This window comes from Chryseobacterium sp. TQ-BC-N36, from assembly GCF_058382295.1.
Genome location: NZ_CM178175.1, coordinates 1820377 through 1836312, shown reverse-complemented (window position 1 = coordinate 1836312; position 15936 = coordinate 1820377). Strand labels below are relative to the sequence as shown.

General features: G+C 36.7%; 18 protein-coding genes. 10 read left to right on the top strand and 8 right to left on the bottom strand.

Annotation, left to right across the window (positions count from 1 at the left end):
- Window positions 1–35 precede the first annotated feature (35 nt).
- A complete protein-coding gene (locus AC3FI7_RS08245; protein ID WP_343658941.1) occupies window positions 36–971 on the top strand; it encodes an NADP-dependent oxidoreductase in 936 nt (311 codons plus the stop codon).
- 22 nt (window positions 972–993) lie between these two features.
- On the top strand, window positions 994–2124 hold the full coding sequence (locus AC3FI7_RS08240) for an L-dopachrome tautomerase-related protein (RefSeq protein ID WP_491461807.1): 1131 nt from the start codon (window positions 994–996) through the stop codon (window positions 2122–2124).
- 224 nt (window positions 2125–2348) lie between these two features.
- Here AC3FI7_RS08240 and AC3FI7_RS08235 read toward each other — a convergent pair whose 3' ends face one another.
- Together AC3FI7_RS08235 and AC3FI7_RS08230 are read right to left on the bottom strand one after the other, a co-directional pair.
- Window positions 2349–2666 carry a nuclear transport factor 2 family protein gene (locus AC3FI7_RS08235; RefSeq protein WP_491461806.1) on the bottom strand — a complete coding sequence of 106 codons (318 nt, stop codon included), beginning with the start codon at window positions 2664–2666 and terminating at the stop codon, window positions 2349–2351.
- Between the two features lie 22 nt (window positions 2667–2688).
- Window positions 2689–3552, bottom strand: a complete 864-nt coding sequence (locus AC3FI7_RS08230; protein WP_491461805.1) for an SDR family oxidoreductase — start codon at window positions 3550–3552, stop codon at window positions 2689–2691.
- 54 nt (window positions 3553–3606) lie between these two features.
- Between AC3FI7_RS08230 and AC3FI7_RS08225 the strand changes: the two genes are divergently transcribed.
- On the top strand, window positions 3607–3972 hold the full coding sequence (locus AC3FI7_RS08225) for a winged helix-turn-helix transcriptional regulator (protein ID WP_142724382.1): 366 nt from the start codon (window positions 3607–3609) through the stop codon (window positions 3970–3972).
- Between the two features lie 290 nt (window positions 3973–4262).
- Here the strand turns inward: AC3FI7_RS08225 and AC3FI7_RS08220 are convergent, their stop codons facing one another.
- Window positions 4263–5774 carry a serine hydrolase gene (locus AC3FI7_RS08220; protein ID WP_142724383.1) on the bottom strand — a complete coding sequence of 504 codons (1512 nt, stop codon included), beginning with the start codon at window positions 5772–5774 and terminating at the stop codon, window positions 4263–4265.
- Window positions 5775–6008: 234 nt separating this feature from the next.
- Here AC3FI7_RS08220 and AC3FI7_RS08215 point away from each other — a divergent pair, with 234 nt between their 5' ends.
- The 5 genes from AC3FI7_RS08215 to AC3FI7_RS08195 all read left to right on the top strand — a co-directional run bounded on the left by AC3FI7_RS08215 (window position 6009) and on the right by AC3FI7_RS08195 (window position 9313).
- Window positions 6009–6683, top strand: a complete 675-nt coding sequence (locus tag AC3FI7_RS08215; RefSeq protein ID WP_491461804.1) for a hypothetical protein — start codon at window positions 6009–6011, stop codon at window positions 6681–6683.
- A gap of 87 nt (window positions 6684–6770) precedes the next feature.
- Window positions 6771–7406, top strand: coding sequence for a hypothetical protein (locus AC3FI7_RS08210; protein WP_491461803.1), 636 nt, complete (start codon window positions 6771–6773; stop codon window positions 7404–7406).
- Between the two features lie 110 nt (window positions 7407–7516).
- Entirely contained in the window at window positions 7517–8188 is a 672-nt protein-coding gene (locus tag AC3FI7_RS08205; protein WP_491461802.1) for a hypothetical protein, read from the top strand.
- Window positions 8189–8310: 122 nt separating this feature from the next.
- Complete coding sequence (locus tag AC3FI7_RS08200) at window positions 8311–8793, top strand: hypothetical protein (RefSeq protein WP_491461801.1); 483 nt, start codon at window positions 8311–8313, stop codon at window positions 8791–8793.
- Window positions 8768–9313 (top strand): helix-turn-helix domain-containing protein, encoded by a 546-nt coding sequence (locus AC3FI7_RS08195; RefSeq protein WP_491461800.1) that lies wholly within the window; start codon window positions 8768–8770, stop codon window positions 9311–9313. The genes AC3FI7_RS08200 and AC3FI7_RS08195 overlap by 26 nt, the downstream gene beginning before the upstream one ends.
- 196 nt (window positions 9314–9509) lie before the next feature.
- On the opposite strand, the gene AC3FI7_RS08190 is transcribed toward AC3FI7_RS08195, so the two are convergent.
- The 5 genes from AC3FI7_RS08190 to AC3FI7_RS08170 all read right to left on the bottom strand — a co-directional run bounded on the left by AC3FI7_RS08190 (window position 9510) and on the right by AC3FI7_RS08170 (window position 12402).
- A complete protein-coding gene (locus AC3FI7_RS08190; protein ID WP_491461799.1) occupies window positions 9510–9713 on the bottom strand; it encodes a hypothetical protein in 204 nt (67 codons plus the stop codon).
- Window positions 9714–9864: 151 nt separating this feature from the next.
- The gene (locus AC3FI7_RS08185; RefSeq protein WP_310406084.1) at window positions 9865–10011 is read right to left on the bottom strand and encodes a hypothetical protein; all 147 of its coding nucleotides are present in this window, start codon (window positions 10009–10011) and stop codon (window positions 9865–9867) included.
- A 202-nt stretch (window positions 10012–10213) separates the two neighbouring features.
- On the bottom strand, window positions 10214–11314 hold the full coding sequence (locus AC3FI7_RS08180) for a ParA family protein (protein ID WP_491461798.1): 1101 nt from the start codon (window positions 11312–11314) through the stop codon (window positions 10214–10216).
- Between the two features lie 335 nt (window positions 11315–11649).
- Entirely contained in the window at window positions 11650–12012 is a 363-nt protein-coding gene (locus AC3FI7_RS08175) for a hypothetical protein (protein ID WP_491461797.1), read from the bottom strand.
- Between the two features lie 156 nt (window positions 12013–12168).
- Window positions 12169–12402 carry a helix-turn-helix domain-containing protein gene (locus tag AC3FI7_RS08170; protein WP_232719662.1) on the bottom strand — a complete coding sequence of 78 codons (234 nt, stop codon included), beginning with the start codon at window positions 12400–12402 and terminating at the stop codon, window positions 12169–12171.
- Window positions 12403–12492: 90 nt separating this feature from the next.
- Between AC3FI7_RS08170 and AC3FI7_RS08165 the strand changes: the two genes are divergently transcribed.
- Window positions 12493–13038, top strand: coding sequence for a hypothetical protein (locus AC3FI7_RS08165; RefSeq protein WP_491461796.1), 546 nt, complete (start codon window positions 12493–12495; stop codon window positions 13036–13038).
- 375 nt (window positions 13039–13413) lie between these two features.
- Window positions 13414–15918, top strand: coding sequence for a PIG-L family deacetylase (locus AC3FI7_RS08160; protein WP_491461795.1), 2505 nt, complete (start codon window positions 13414–13416; stop codon window positions 15916–15918).
- Window positions 15919–15936 lie beyond the last annotated feature (18 nt).

Below are 15936 nucleotides of genomic sequence, written 5' to 3'. Positions count from 1 at the left end.
AACACATTAAATAACATCCAACCAACAACAATATTATGAAAGCAATTGTATTAAAAGAAGCAGGAGGCGTAGAAAATCTGGAATATGCAGAATTGGCAAAGCCGGCGATTGGCGAAGGCGAGGTGCTGATACAAGTAAAAGCCATCAGCATCAATCCGGTTGATGTAAAAAGCCGTGCAGGAAAAGGAATGTACGGAAGAATCAAAACAGAGAACCCATTGATCCTGGGTTGGGATATTTCCGGAATTGTAGAAGAAACCCAAAGCCCGGATTTCAAAGTGGGAGATGAGGTCTTTGGGATGGTCAATTTCCCGGGACACGGAAAAGCCTATGCAGAATATGTTGCTGCTCCGGCTGCTCAATTGGCGTTAAAACCTGAGAATATTTCGTTTGAAGAGGCTGCTGCTGCAACGTTGGTAGCTCTTACCGCTTATCAGGCTTTGGTTCATCATGCCCATATTCAGCGGGGTCAAAATGTTTTGGTTCATGCAGCTTCCGGAGGTGTGGGACATATTGCAGTGCAGCTTGCCAAACATTTGGGCGCAAACGTTACGGGAACTTCTTCTGCGAAAAATAAAGATTTCGTGCTGGGCTTAGGGGCAGATTCACATATCGATTACCATGGTTTCGATTGGAAATCAGCAGGAAGAACCTTTGATTTTGTATTGGATACGATTGGCGGGAACAATATCGATCATTCTTTGGAAGTGATCAAAGAAGGCGGTTCGATGATCAGTATCCCCACCGGATTGAATGAAGAGGTCACTTCTAAAGCAGAATCCAAAGGAGTAAAGGGGTATTTTATTCTCGTACAATCCAGCGGAGAAGATATGAAGCAGATTGCTTCTTTATTGGAAAGTGGTGCCATTAAAGCGCATGTTTCCAAAATATTTCCTTTCGATAAAATGAGAGAGGCACATCTGGAACAGGAAACCGGAAGAACAGTAGGGAAAATCGTAATTAGTCTGTAATCAACATGATAAAAAAATAAAAATGAATTTTAAAAATATAACATTCTGGGCAGCTGCATTGATTTCCTTGGTAGCCTGTAATAAATCTCCCAACAGGGCAGATGCAAAAAATGACATTGAAACTTCAGCAGAGAAAAATGCACCTTTAGAAGAGGTTTTCTCAGACAGCACTTACCAGTTGACCGGTGTTGCTGTTGCAAAAGACAATAGGGTTTTTGTGAATTATCCGTATTGGCTGGACACTCATTCTTACTCAGTTGTTGAGGTGAAAAACGGTAAGCCTGTTCCTTATCCTGACGAAGAATGGAACAGTTTCCAAAAGGGTGAGGACGGACAAAATAAATTCGTAACCGTACAATCGGTAGTGGCTGATGACAAAGGTTTTCTTTGGGTGGTAGATGCAGCCGGAATTGGCCTTGGAAAGGTTTATCAGAACAGCAGTAAAGTGGTGAAAATCAATTTGGAAACGAATAAAATTGAAAGAATCTACAGATTTCCGGGCAGTGTAGTAGGGGAAGATGTTTATATTAATGATATCCGTATCGATAATCAAAATGGTTTTGCTTATTTAACCAATTCAAATACCGGAGGAATTGTTGTTTTAAATATCAAAAACGGGGAATCAAGATTGGTTTTAGCCAATTCTCCTTCTGTGCAATCAGATCCGAATTATCATTTTACTCCGTTGGGAACGGAACTCAGGAAAGACGACGGTTCTTTGTTGAAAGTGAATTCAGATGGAATTGCCCTGACTCCTGACAATCAGTATTTATATTACAAACCGCTTACTGATAACCGTCTGTACAGAATTAAAACTGAGCTGTTGAGGAATTTTGGAACAACTGAAGAAGTACTTAACAAAAGTGTGGAAGATTTAGGGAAATTCATCACAACGGACGGAATGATTTTCGACAAAAAAGGAAACCTTTATTTGGGAGATCTGGAGAAGAATTCAATTGTGAAAATAACACCGGATCTGAAAATGCATACGATTGTAAAAGATGACGAAAAGCTGATATGGCCTGACAGCTATAGTATTTCTGACGATGGATATTTATATATTTCCAATTCACAGATTCAGCTAATGCCCTGGTTTCATAAAGGAAAAGAAGAATTTAAAAAGCCTTTTAAGGTTTTTAGAATCAAAATTTAAAACCATACGGGAAGGAGGAAAAACCGGATAGAGGTATTTATACTCATTAGTATTAAAAAATGGCATCGCTTAAGACAAGTGATGCCATTTTTTGTGACCAGTATGAACGTATTTTCAAATACTTTTATTCATGATTGGGTTCGGGTGAGCCAATTAAGAAAGAATGGCAATCTGCTTGCCTCTGCATGCTGTTAAAGTATTCAATTTATATGATGATTACACGGTTAATCTGTTACTTTCAGAGATTGAATATATCCTTCAGACAACTGAAAATGATATTTCAAAACAATAGGGGTGCCCGGAAATGTCCCTGCAACTTCTGCAGATAGGATGTTTTCATTTTCGTTGTAATCTATTGGCTTCATAGTGGCTCTGTACTCTTTGTTGGCTTTATCAATCCATTTTTCAATTTCCGGTTTTCCGTGGTGGGTTTGGCCTTCATCAAATACCTCTGCATTTTCAGCAAAACAGTTGGCATAGGCTGCACTGTTGAATTCGTTTTGGGCTTTCACTAATTCTGAGATGATGTTGGGTAAATTCATTCTGTTTTAATTTTTAAGATGATTAAATGGTAGGCACTGTCCCGCCATCGATTATAAATTCAGTTCCTGTTAAATAATGAGCTCTCGGTGAAACAAGAAAACCTACTAATTCAGCTACTTCTTCCGGTTCGGCAGGTCTGCCGTAAGGTATTCCGCCCAATGCATTCAGAACACTTTGCTGGGCTTCCTCAACAGAGGTTTTCGAATTCCGGGCCATTGTTTCCAGCCATACTTTGACATTTTCTGTCCTGATCCATCCCGGCGAAACAGTCAGAACACGAACACCTTTTGGTGCCACTTCATTTGATAAACTTTTACTGTAATTGATCAATCCTGCTTTTGCCGCAGCATACGGCAAAGTAGATTCGTACAGAGGCAGTTTACCCTGGATTGAAGCAATATGAATAATGACTCCGCTTTTGCGCTCTGTCATTTGGGGTAAAAATCCTCTGTCCAGTCGGACGGGAGCCAGCAGATTAGCCTGTAGGGTTGACTCCCAGTCTTCATCAGTTAATACGCTAAAACCACCGGCAGGTGTAGATGAAGAACCCAGGTTGTTCACAAGAATGTCCAGCCTCCCATAAGTTGACAGCACTTCGCTGATGACTTTTTGAGTTCCTTCTGCTGTACTCAAATCGGAAGGAATGAAATACAGGTTGCTGTTTTCTTGTTCAGGTGAATTTCTTGCAGTGATAATAACCGTTGCGCCAGCTTGTAACAATCTTTCTGCTATAGCTCTGCCGGTTCCTTTTGTACCTCCTGTTACCAGGGCAATTTTACCCTGAAGTTCATTGTTGTAATTGAATAGATTTTCCATTGTAGAATTCTTTGGTACAAATTTCGGAAGTATCACTTTTTCAGGCAATAACGGAAAATGGAATCGCATAGGGATAATTTTTTCCCCTCTTGTGCAATTGGGTACATTGGGCTAAATTTGTGTATGCATGAGAGAAAAATACCTTTGAATTTAAACTGTGGCCTTGACCTTATTGGCGAAGTCCTTTACGGCAAATGGAAAATCCGTCTGCTGTGGTTTATCAATGAAGGTCATCTGCGTCCCAGCGAATTACAGCGTAAAATTCCGGATGCTTCAAGGCGTGTCTTAAATATCCAGTTGAAAGAACTTGAAGAGCACGAACTTGTTACAAAGAAAATCTATGCTGAGGTTCCGCCCAAAGTTGAATATTACCTTACAGATTTTGGTAAAACCTTAATTCCTGTCATTTCTGCATTAGGATCCTGGGGTGACAGAAATGAAGACAGGCTGAGAAGAGTAATTGTAAAGAGAATGGGAAAGAATGACTGAGAAAGCTCTAAAACTGTATTCAATTCTAAATTGATACCTATCTGATTCGGTATTCAAAAAGAATAAAAAAGCGCCACTTAAGTGACGCCATTTGATTTTTTAACTAGGATATTGGCCTCAAACATTTTTACAGAGCAATCAGAATCAGGTAAGCTTCACCGCAATTTTATTGGAACCCTTCACTGCCAAATTCCTTTGCTTCCATGCATTTTCTTTGCGTTTAATGATTCTGTAGTATGGATTGCAGCAAAAAGTTTAAACAGCACCAGGATTAATAATAAAAATCTGGTTTAATTTTTAGCAGACAGCATTTGATTGATTTTCAAAATCATTTCTTTTGCGTTATTATTGGAGGGATCAAGTTTCAGCGATTTCTCATAATCGCTTTTTGACAGGCTGTACTCTTTTTTATTAAAATAAGCCTCACCGCGACTGTCGTAAACATTTCCTGAATTTGGAAACTCATCAACATTTAAGTTGAAAATTTTAATTGCCGAGTCTGTTTTATGATCTCTCAGAAGCTCATAGCCAAGGTCATTCAGCTCGTTTTCATTAGAGAAATTGTAATCATCAGGCTTAGTCTTTTTAAGATTTTTATATAAAGCAATTCCTTTGTCAATATTTTTTAAGCATTCTTTTCTGATTGTCAGTCTGATAGATTCTTTTTGAGGCTCTATCGGATAATCCTTCCAATGGTTCAAACTGGCAATGCTTAAAAGAATTTCATCGATTAATTTAAAATTATTACCGTTAGTCATCACAGCCAGGCCGTTTCCGTCTTCAACACTTCCGATATAGTAGCAGACAAAGCCTTCATTTCCACCGCTGTGGCCGAAGTATTTTGTGCCTTTGAAATCATTCAGAAATACACCGTAATTATTCTCAACTCTCTTTACAGACATTTCTTTGGACAGGATTTTATTTGATTTTCCTGCTAGTGACAGTTGGGTTTCAATGATGTATTTGGCCAGGTCATTGGGATTGGTCCATAAACCGGCGGCTGCTTTTTCAGGATAGATATGATATTTACCTTCTACTTCTTTTCCGTCATTATAGGCGGTTGCCAGTAATTCTTTTTTATCCTGAGATGGAGGCTGGCTGTAGGAACTTTCGTTCATTCCTAAGGGTACTAATACATTTTTCCCCATAAAATCTTCGTACTTTTCCCCTGTGGTATTTTCAAGGATCAGCTGGGTGATTGTGGTTCCGCCACCTGAATACTGGAATTTAAGATCAGGTTCAAACACAGAGCGAACCGCAGGAGAATTGGCAGGCTTCTGCCCATTGAGAATCTGTATGACCGTTGGCAGATCTTTCCCTTTCTGATAACCTCCGAAACCATGAACAGACAGTCCCGCTTTATGGCTTAAAAGATTCGCAATGGAGATTTTTTTCCCTTTAGAAACAGAATCGTATGGAAATTTCCAGGTTTTCAGATAATTATTTATATCATGATCCAAATCTAATTTTCCCTGTTCAACCAGTTTCAGAATGCCGAGACTGTTGATAGATTTGCTGACAGATGCCGCCTGGAAGAGCGTTTGAGTCGTGGCAGGCCTGTTTTCACCAACATCCGCAAAACCGTATGCTTTCGACCATTCTACTTTATAATCTTTAATGACTGCGATACTTACTGCATTCATATTGTAGAAAGCCATTCTTTCCTTTAAAGTCCATTTTTTATTTTTCGATGTATCCCAGCTAAGAAGATTGTTTTCAAATGATTTTATTTTATCCTTAACACTTTGTGCAAAAATATTGAGGGATAAAGACAGCAATAGTAATAGATTAAGTTTTTTCATACTAATGATAGTTTGGTTATTGTATATGTAAAGATAAGACCATCTAACATTGTTTTTTATTACCTCAAAGAATAAATATTTATTCGTTACTGTCTTTTTCCTATTGGACTGGAGAAGGCTCAATGGTTTGTTAATTGTTTGATTAAAAATAAATTATATATAAGACCAATATAATTTTATATATTAGAGGTGACTTCATTTCGGGATCGCAATAAACTTTAGCCAACATTAAGCATGGAAAAAATCATCCTTATTTTAATCTGTTTACTTTTTCTGACAAGCTGTAAAAAGGAAAAGGCCATAGAGTTACAGGACTTCAATTTTAATAATAAGGCGTCTGCCTATTTTTCAGATAAGGATAAGTACAAAACGTATGACAACTATTACCAGATAAAATCTGAGGTGATAGGTGTTGATACTATTTCTGACGGAGCGTTTATAGGAAGTGAAAAGCCCGTACGGATTGAATACAGGCAGGAAATTTTTTCTTATGAAGATGTGCTGGCAAGGTTTGACGATTTTGATTTTAATGCCGTCAATTTTGCCACCACTCCTGATGGTAAGATGATGGTTTTTAATGCGGTTGCGGGAAAGATCTCTTTAGAAGAAACTAAAAAGTTTGTAGAGTTATTGGATGAGAAATATGGAAAGTCAAAAGTGAGCAGAGAAACCTTTATTAAGTCATATGATATCTATACCTGGCGTTTAGGAGACCGGATCATTAAATATTGTATAGTGGGTGACGATGGCAGCCATACAATGAAGATTGAAGCTGGGCAGACCCATGCGAGTCGGAATGGCGGGGAAAAGAAATCTCAGATAAAAGCTTTCCTTTATATTATAAAAAATGAGTACGCCAGCCAGGTCATAGGTAAGATGCACTCCGGTGACCTGTTATATTGCAATTGATCCTGGATAAGTTGAGTGAGGGCAGAAAATGTTAGTACTCAATAACCGTCTATCAGCTATAATATCATTAATGAAAAAACTAAAATAATGAGTGAAACTGTGAAAAGCATATATTTTATATTCATTTTACTTTCGGTCCCCCTGAACTTACTGGCCCAAAACAGTAATCCTAAAGAGCATTATACGTACCAGGTCAGAGAAGAACATGGAGATTTAAATAATGACGGCAAAATGGATAGAATAACGGTGAAAATGGATACAGTGGACAAAACAAGACCGTTAAGATTAGATATTTTTCTGTCCCAGCCGAATGGGAAATTAGCTCTGGCTGTATCTTCAACCAAGATCATAGAACCCCAATATCCGGTTGAAAACCAGGGGAAATTTAATGGATATCAAATTCCGGATTTCTCTATTGAAAAGGGGATCTTAAAAATGAGGAGTGAAATTGAAGGCGGGAATATTACCTACGACTTCAAATATAATAACGGCAATTTTGAATTAATCTATGTCGATAAACTCACTAATAATGCAACAAAAGGCTATATTGATGAAAAAACAGTATTTACAGAAACCAAATTTGATCTGGTTACCGGGATCAGAACTGAAACGGATGAAATATCCGGCTCAGCCAAAGCACTGAGCGTAAGAAAAAAAAGAGTTTTAATAAGGCCCCTGCCCAAAATACAGGATTTTAAATTTTCTGATAAAAAATTATATTAAGAAGAACTATATTAGTATATCAATACATGTTTTACTCATGATTAGAAAAATGGCTTGTGTTTGTATTTTTTACTCCAAAGCATGCCTATCCATATAATATAAAAAAGCCAATGCCGACACACCTAATGCCTCCGGACGGAGGCCTGTTATATAAAGAAACAGATATGACTCAGCTGTTCCCTGAGCCTTTAAATGCAATCACTGCCGCATTTTTTTTAGCCATAGCCATTTTCTGGACCCTTAAGATGAAGGGGCATTTTAAAGAATATCCTTTTTTAACCTACTGCCTGGTTTTATTGTATATTGGTGCCATAGGGGGAACTGTTTACCATTCTTTCAGACAGTGGCCGGTATTTATCATGATGGATTGGCTGCCCATTATGGTGTTATGTCTGTCTGCCGGATTTTATTTTATAACTCAGAGTACCCGATGGTATTATGCTGCTGTAATGGTTCTGGGATATGCCGTTCTGATGTTTGCTTTGAGAAACTGGATCCTGGCAGATAACCCTTCTCTTTTTATCAACGTCAATTATGCCATCATGGCGTCATTTGTAGTTTTCTCGGTACTCAGGTATCTGATGTATACCCAATGGAAAGCCGGACAATGGGTAGGCTTTGCTGTACTGTCATTTGTTTTTGCACTGACCTTCCGTATCGCTGATAAATGGGAATGGTTCAGTTTCGGAACCCATTTTTTATGGCATACGTTTGGGGCGGTAGCGACGTTTTGTATGTTTAATTATATTTATCTTACGCAGAATGTAATTAGAAAAACATAGATGGTTATTTCTCTTCGCAAAGTTTCACGGCTTTGAGTTGTTAATTAAGCTATCTGAAAAAGAAGTAATTAGAAATAAAGTTTACATTATGTGTAAACTTTTTTTTGTATATTTGTTAAGCAATGTACGTATTAAATAAAATCACGGGTAAGAAAGAAGCAGCAACAATAACTAAAATTGATGCTGCTGAAATTTCGAAAATTAATAAAACCAGGCGATTTGATTTTAATTGGAACAAAGAAAAAGACTTTCATGTCTATAAATTGACAGCAGAAGAGAAAGAAGAACCCATAGGATTGTTATCAATAGAAGAGCGGCCACAGGATTATGCTTTGGAAATCAGACTTCTGGCGGCTTCCAAAGAAAATGTTGGTCAATCGCAGGACTATAGCCGGATTGCAGGCTGTCTTATTGCATTTGCATGCAGAGAAGCATTTAAAAAAGGATTTGGAGGGTATGTATGCTTAAAGCCAAAAACAAAGCTTGCTAAACATTATATGCAGCAGTATGGATTACAGTCAACCAAAATATATTTGATCACTGAAGGTGAAAATTCATTACAATTAATTCAGGAATATTATGAAGACAAACAGGAAGGAAATTAAGGAAACAGATTTTTCAAAATTTACAGGTGAAGAGCTTGCGGATGCTTTTGTCTTTCCTGCAGATCAAATTTTGGATGAGAAAGAGAAAAAAGAGGAGAAGGACTTCTGGGCAGCTCGTCGGAAACAATTTGACAATCGCACTCATCGTCAAAAAATGTATTCAAAATTGTTGCAGCTAAAGTTTCAATTGGAAGACTATATAGATAGCAGTCAATATCTGGAAGCTTTTAGTTTTGGATTTTTTTTAAATGAGTACGTTAGAAGACAAAACAAAAAAGATAAGGACTTTGCTGTTGAGGTGGATGTGAAGCCAGCTGTACTTAGCCAATATATTAATAATCATCGAAAGCCGACAGATGAGTTTATCATCAGGCTTGAATTACATTCCAACGGGCTGATTCCCGCAATACATTGGTTTAAGCTTATCCAAAAAAATAAAGAGCATGAAATCATTACCAATCAGAAATTAAGAGACGAAGAAAGTAAGCATGTTAAAAATAGACTTGGATTTGCTTATTAGCTTTTATTTACTTTAAAGTGAATAGCCTGGAAACTTCAGTCAAGACTTACCTAAAAATCCCAACGAAAGCTGGGATTTTTTTGTTTTGATTTCTGAAACGGAAAGTCTCTTGATTTTAAGCTGATGAAATAAGGTTATTTCTTTGAACTTGCTCCGAAGTCAGGAGACTTCGGAGAGCGGGTTTCTGCGGAGCAAGTTATTCTCTTTTGTTGTTTTTTCTAAACCAATACTTTATTTTTTTTAAAAATATCAGATGAATATTTTCTAACCTGTATTTATGTTCATCTAATTCCTTTGATAGTTCAAATAATTTTTCAATATACTCATTTTTGCTAATGATCTTTTCCTCATAAAGTTTTTTATGTTCTAGCTTAGCTTTTTCAATTTCTTTAAGCGTCATAAATGTGTACGGTGATTTTTGACTTTTTGTTGCTTGATTTCAATAATTTTATGATAGCTATCATAAGGTTATTACTAAAGTTACTATTCTTCGTAATCAAAAAATCTCAGCAGTGCTGAGACTTTTAAAGACATTTGTAACAATCCAAAGATTATTTCGAATCTCCAGGTTTGTGTTTGTGAGGCTTTAGATCCGGATGTTTTGGTTTTGTTTCCGGTGTTACCCTTCTTCTTTTGTCTGGTGTTCCATCAGACTTGTCAGGTTTTGGGCCTGGTTTAATTGCTTTAATTGTTTCCATTTTTTAATTTATTTAACGTCTTAAATTTAAAGTAAGTTAAATCTTTTGCATTACGGAAAACCGTATTATTTAAAACTTGATGGTTTTGCTGTGCAAATTTTTCTGATTTTGAGCTAGTAAATAATATCATTTCCTAACATTTGTCTTCAAAGTCAAAAGACTTTGGAGAGCAGTAAACTGTCATAAAAGACAGTTTTGTTTATTATATCATTTTGATTACAGCTTCAGCAAGATTAGTATAAACCATATTTGCTTCCTCTATATTATTCTTAATTCCATATTCTTTTCCATTTTTTTTCCATTTCCATCTAGCCCCTGTCCAATTTCCATCCATTTTAGTTAACTCAAAAATAGGCTTGGCGGTTGCTTGTGAAACAGGTATTAATCCACTGAAATTTTGAATTCCTGATAAATGGTATGCATCACCATAAGTTACTGATTCTTGAAATAGAGATTCATCAACAATCATATCTTTTTCCCGTAATTCTGGAACAAGCTTCGTATTTAAAATGTGATTTATTCTGTCAAGCCAATCTTGATAAACTTTAGACATTTGTTTTGGTGCAGTTACATCTTCTGTATCTGAAGCATTCCTACCAACAGTATAAATTCTATAATTTTGTGTAATAAAACCTAACATTTTAGGGTTTTCAACAGGTAAATCGTCTTCGTTTTTACCTTTGAATTTTTCAATATCGTTCGCCCATTTCGGGAGAACATTACTTAGAGAGTCAATTGCTTGGTAACAATAAAAATCAGGAGAAACAGGAATAATAAAGTAGTCTGAACTCATGAAAATGCAATGGTTTGTTGATGAGACACTTGGACTCATATCTACAATTACAATGTCAATATCATTTTCTTCTGCAATTTTTCTAACAAAACTATTAAAAGCACCTACAAATTTTCGTAAAATTGGAATTGTACCACTACTAGTTAATGCAGTTGCAATCTGTATATCTAATTCTGAAAATCTAATATTACCTGCTAAAATAAACAAATTTTGATTGCTTGTTGGTGTTATTGCATGCGGGTTCTCTTTTGCTTCGATATTTACATCTGAAAACTCAAAAATAGGAGCAAGACTATTAAAAATATCTGTATTGTTTTTATCTTCATAAAATTTTAATAAGGAATTATAATCATCTAATCCTAAAGTTAATCCTGTAAGATTACATTGTGGATCTGCATCGATCATTAAAACTTTCTTTCCTTGTGATGCTAGTTTCCAACCTAAATGAAAAACGGTAGTAGTTTTACTTACTCCACCTTTGTGATTAAATAGAGAAATAATTTTTGCCATATATAATTTTTAGTTTAAATATTTTTGTATATTCTAAATTCAGGTTATATTAATTAAAATGCTATTAACAAAAAGGTATTTGCTGTCAAGATTTATTTCTATGCAAGAGTATTATTCTTTACTTTTTAGCTGCTGCCCGATATACAAACACTTTTTTAATCTAAATTATGGGTTTCCATAAATAACAAAAATAAAAAGTATCTGAAAGTCATGAATCAGTATTTTTACGGAATTTTTAAAAATATTAAAAGAAAAACACATTCAAAATTTCGTCACAAAAAAGTCCCAACTTTCATCAGGGATTTTCAATTTTATTTTGTTGAACATAATTCACATTATCTTCTTCTCGAGGCACTTCTGGTATGTGGTCTTACATAAGTTCCATCTTTTCTTGTGTAGCCTTTTACATGCACTGTTCCTCCACTACTTGTACCGGGAGTGTAATTGTAGGAAGGAGTGGATGTATTGTAGCTTCCAGCTGATTTATAATTGCTATAAGAAGTATAACTTGGATTATAAGCCAAACCGTAATAATTTCCCCATTTTATTTTTTTGTAATTCTTTTTATTTGCTTTACTTGATATATAGACTTGAGTGTCTTTGGGTATTGCGGTTATAAGATTTTCATTACTGCTGGTTGCATATACATTGGTATCTTCAGTTAGTAATACCGTATAGTAATTTGTACAAGAGACCATTGATAATAGAATTATCAAGAAGAAAGCAATTTTTTTCATGGATTTATTATTTAGTGATTAAAATTTTTTGCTGTTTTATAGATACAAACTTATCCTATTATTTCTGTTAAATATTACGGTTTTCCATAAAACAAAAAATCCCAACTTTCGTCAGGATTATTCATTTATAAGTTTAAAGAAATCAGATAAACTAATTTTTCTTGCTTCACATATTTTAAAAAGTGTTTCAACAGGTATTCTGTAATTTTCTTCACTTTTAATTTTTCTAACGGTGCTTTCTTCTACACCATGATTTTTGGCAAAAGAGTTTTGTGACTTGCCTTCTTGAAGCCAAGGTATTAACCATTTCTTTGTAATGTATGAACAAATTTTTTCGTTTATATCTGTCATAGAACAAATGAAATAATTAAATAATAAAAAATTACGGTCGATCGACCGTAATTAAATTTCTTTTCTTACATTTATAAAAAAATACAAACAATGAAAAAAAGCAAAACAAACTTTGATCCCCGGTTTCGGGCAGGTAAGAAGTGCTCCGGCTTGCAGCTGATAGAAACTTTCTTTCAGTTCAATGAGCTGGATGTTTCCAAAGAAAGGCTCAGCAACATTATGAATTATGCAGTAAAGAGAAATAGCTGGATCCATGAAGACCCTGCGGTAATCTTTCATTTTCATCAGTCCATGAGGTCGTTGATCCGGGCAGGGTATCTTATGATGCTGAAGGACAGAAAATGGACGGTCGATACACAATCGGAAAAGATTTCCCCTTGGGTTCTTGGTCTGCTTTCGGAGAAAGAATACCGGAATCCTCTGCTGGTTTTCAAAAAAGCATTCAGTGCCTACACCCTCAAAGAATTTGATTATTTTATGTCCGGAATCGTCTATTTCTCAATGGGCGTCTATGAAAATCTGCCGGAAAGAAATATCGTAATGCCTTACATCCACACGGTGAAAATGCTGGATGCGGCACACCTTATTCTTCAGAGAAAGAAGGAAAAAAAGAGGGCTGACACTATTTCAGAATAGGAGACAAGTGCAAAATATAGGAAATAACATATTATTTGTAGTATTTAAACCATTAAGAGAAATGAAGAGGATAAGATAAGTTAAGATTCATCTTTCATGAATGAAGAAGACCGCTTTATGAATAGCTTTAGCTATATTCTTAACGGTTCTTAACAGCTTAAAAAATCTTAATGGTTCAATATATCAATCACCTTTGAAACTGTTGACTTGATTTTAAGAGAGCAAAAGAAAAGAATCAACTTCGTTGATCTGCTGAAGTGTTGAATTGTGATTTAATGAAAAATTTAAACTATTTTTTGTGAAATTCATAGTCTGATTCTTTTAATTTTGAAAGAAAGATGATTTACTTATATTTGTTCCGCAAAGTAAAATTAAATGTTTAAAAAAGTAAGCACTGTATTTATCCTTGGATTTTATACGGTTTTTTGTTCTGCCCAGCAGGTCCGGCCTTTAAAATCATCTGAAATTTACCGCGACCTCAAAACCCTTAAACATCTTCCTAAAGTCCTATACCTTGCGGCACATCCTGATGATGAAAATACAGGATTGCTCTCCTGGTTAATCAACGATCAAAATGTAGAAACGGGCTATCTGTCTTTAACCAGAGGAGATGGCGGACAGAATTTATTGGGTACAGAGCAAGGCGCTGCATTGGGTTTAATCAGAACGCATGAGCTTTTAGAGGCAAGAAAATTAGACGGTGCCCAACAGTTCTTTACCCGTGCAATTGATTTCGGATTTTCCAAAAATACAACAGATACTTTTAAACAATGGAATGCAGACAGCATCACAGCGGATGTAGTCTGGGTGATCCGTCAATTCCGTCCGGATGTTATCATCTGTCGTTTTCCTCCTACTGCGGCGGCAGGCCACGGGCAGCATGCGGCTTCAGCGGTGGTGGCAGAAAAAGCTTTTAAGCTGGCAGGCGATAAAAACGCTTTCCCGGATCAGTTGAAATATGTGAATGTATGGCAGCCAAAACGTGTATTGTGGAATACCTTCCGTTTTGGCGGAGTCAATACAACCGCTGAAAATCAACTGAAAGTTACCGTTGGGCAATATGATGCGCAACTGGGAATGGGCTATGGTGAACTGGCGGGATTAAGCAGAAGCTTACATAAAAGCCAGGGTGCAGGAACACAGTCTGTAGCCGGCATCAGAACTGAATATTTTTCACACGTGATTGGCGAACCTGCAAAAAATACCCTTTTTGACGGAGTCACTAAAACCTGGACTTCACAGGGAAACGCTGATATTGACCAGGCATTGGATCAAATCATTTCGGCTTTCAGTTTTAATGAACCAGCCCAGAGCTTACCTGCGTTGCTTGCTTTGCGGAAAAAGGTCATGGCGCTCAATGATTCAGATCTGAAAAAAGATAAAATGAAATCTCTTGATCGTATTATTTTAAGCTGTGCCGGTTTTATGGGTGAGGTGGTTACCCCTCAGGCTGAAGCGGTTGCCGGAGATCATTATAATTTCAGGTTAAACCTGATTTCAAGAGCTGCAGATCCTGTTGTTTTAGAAAATGTACAATGGTTAAGCCAGTCGGAAAGCTTCAACAGAAAACTGTCAAAAGATTCTTTAATTACCATTCAGCATGACATTCAGATTCCTGCAGATGCAGCACTCACAGAACCTTACTGGCTGGCAAAACCTCCAGTGAACGCAGCCACTTTCTCTGTTCCGGATGATACTTTAGTGGGTTTGCCTGAGGCAGAATCGCCACTGAATGTGTTGCTTGGTTTAAAAATAGGTTCGGAAAAATTTCACGTTAAGCTTCCTTTATCTTTCAAAAAATTAGATCCGGTGCGTGGTGATGTAGTTGAAGCCCTGCGTATTGTTCCTGCATTGGAGCTGAAATTTATACAGCCGCTGTATGTGGTTAAAGAAAATGAAGATTTACATTTGAGCTTAAATCTTAAGATTAACTCCGGCAGACAGTTCAATAAAGGTGTTCTGAACCTGATGTATAACGGAGAACGGTTAGGTGGTGCTGATATAAGTTCACTTAATGGAAACGATACTACAATCGATTATGTTATTCCAAAAACAAAGCTTGCCACAATCAATTCATCCCGGATATTATTGGATGCCAATTTTGTGGCAGATGGAGTCACTTATCATAAAAAACAAATATTAATTCAGTACCCGCATTTACCTTCTTTACAGTATTTTGCGCCTGCTACGGTTACCGTAATGAAAGGTGATATTCAGGCGAAGGTCAGAAAAGTGGGCTATATAGAAGGAGCGGGCGATTTTATTCCTGATTTCCTGCGTATTGCGGGTATCCAGGTAGATGTTCTGAAAGACGAAGATTTTTATGGCAACTTAAATGAATCTGGCGGAAACGGCAATCAAAACAAGCTGTCGCAATATGATGCCATCGTACTGGGTGTGCGTGCCAATAATACGGAGAAAAAGCTGGGCCGCTGGATGCCTTTTTTATGGTCTTATGTTAAAACCGGAGGTAATCTGGTGATGCAGTATAACACCAGCCAGGATACAACCGTTGACCAATTGGGAATATACAATTTCAGTATTGCCAATAAGCGGGTTACCGAAGAAAATGCTGAGGTTACGTTTTTGAATCCCAATCATAAATTACTGAACTTTCCTAACAAAATTACTGCGGATGATTTTAAAGGCTGGGTACAGGAGCGTGGTGCCTATTTCCCGGCTCAATGGGACGCAGCGTATGAACCGCTTTTTGAAATGCATGATACCGGTGAAGAGCCGCTGCAAGGATCCACTTTATATGCCCGATATGGGAAAGGTAATTTTATTTATACACCGTTGGCTTTTTTCAGACAGCTGCCTGCCGGAAATGTTGGGGCGGCACGTTTATTTTTTAACTTTTTATCTGCACAGAAAAACTGATGAACAAGAAACTTAAAA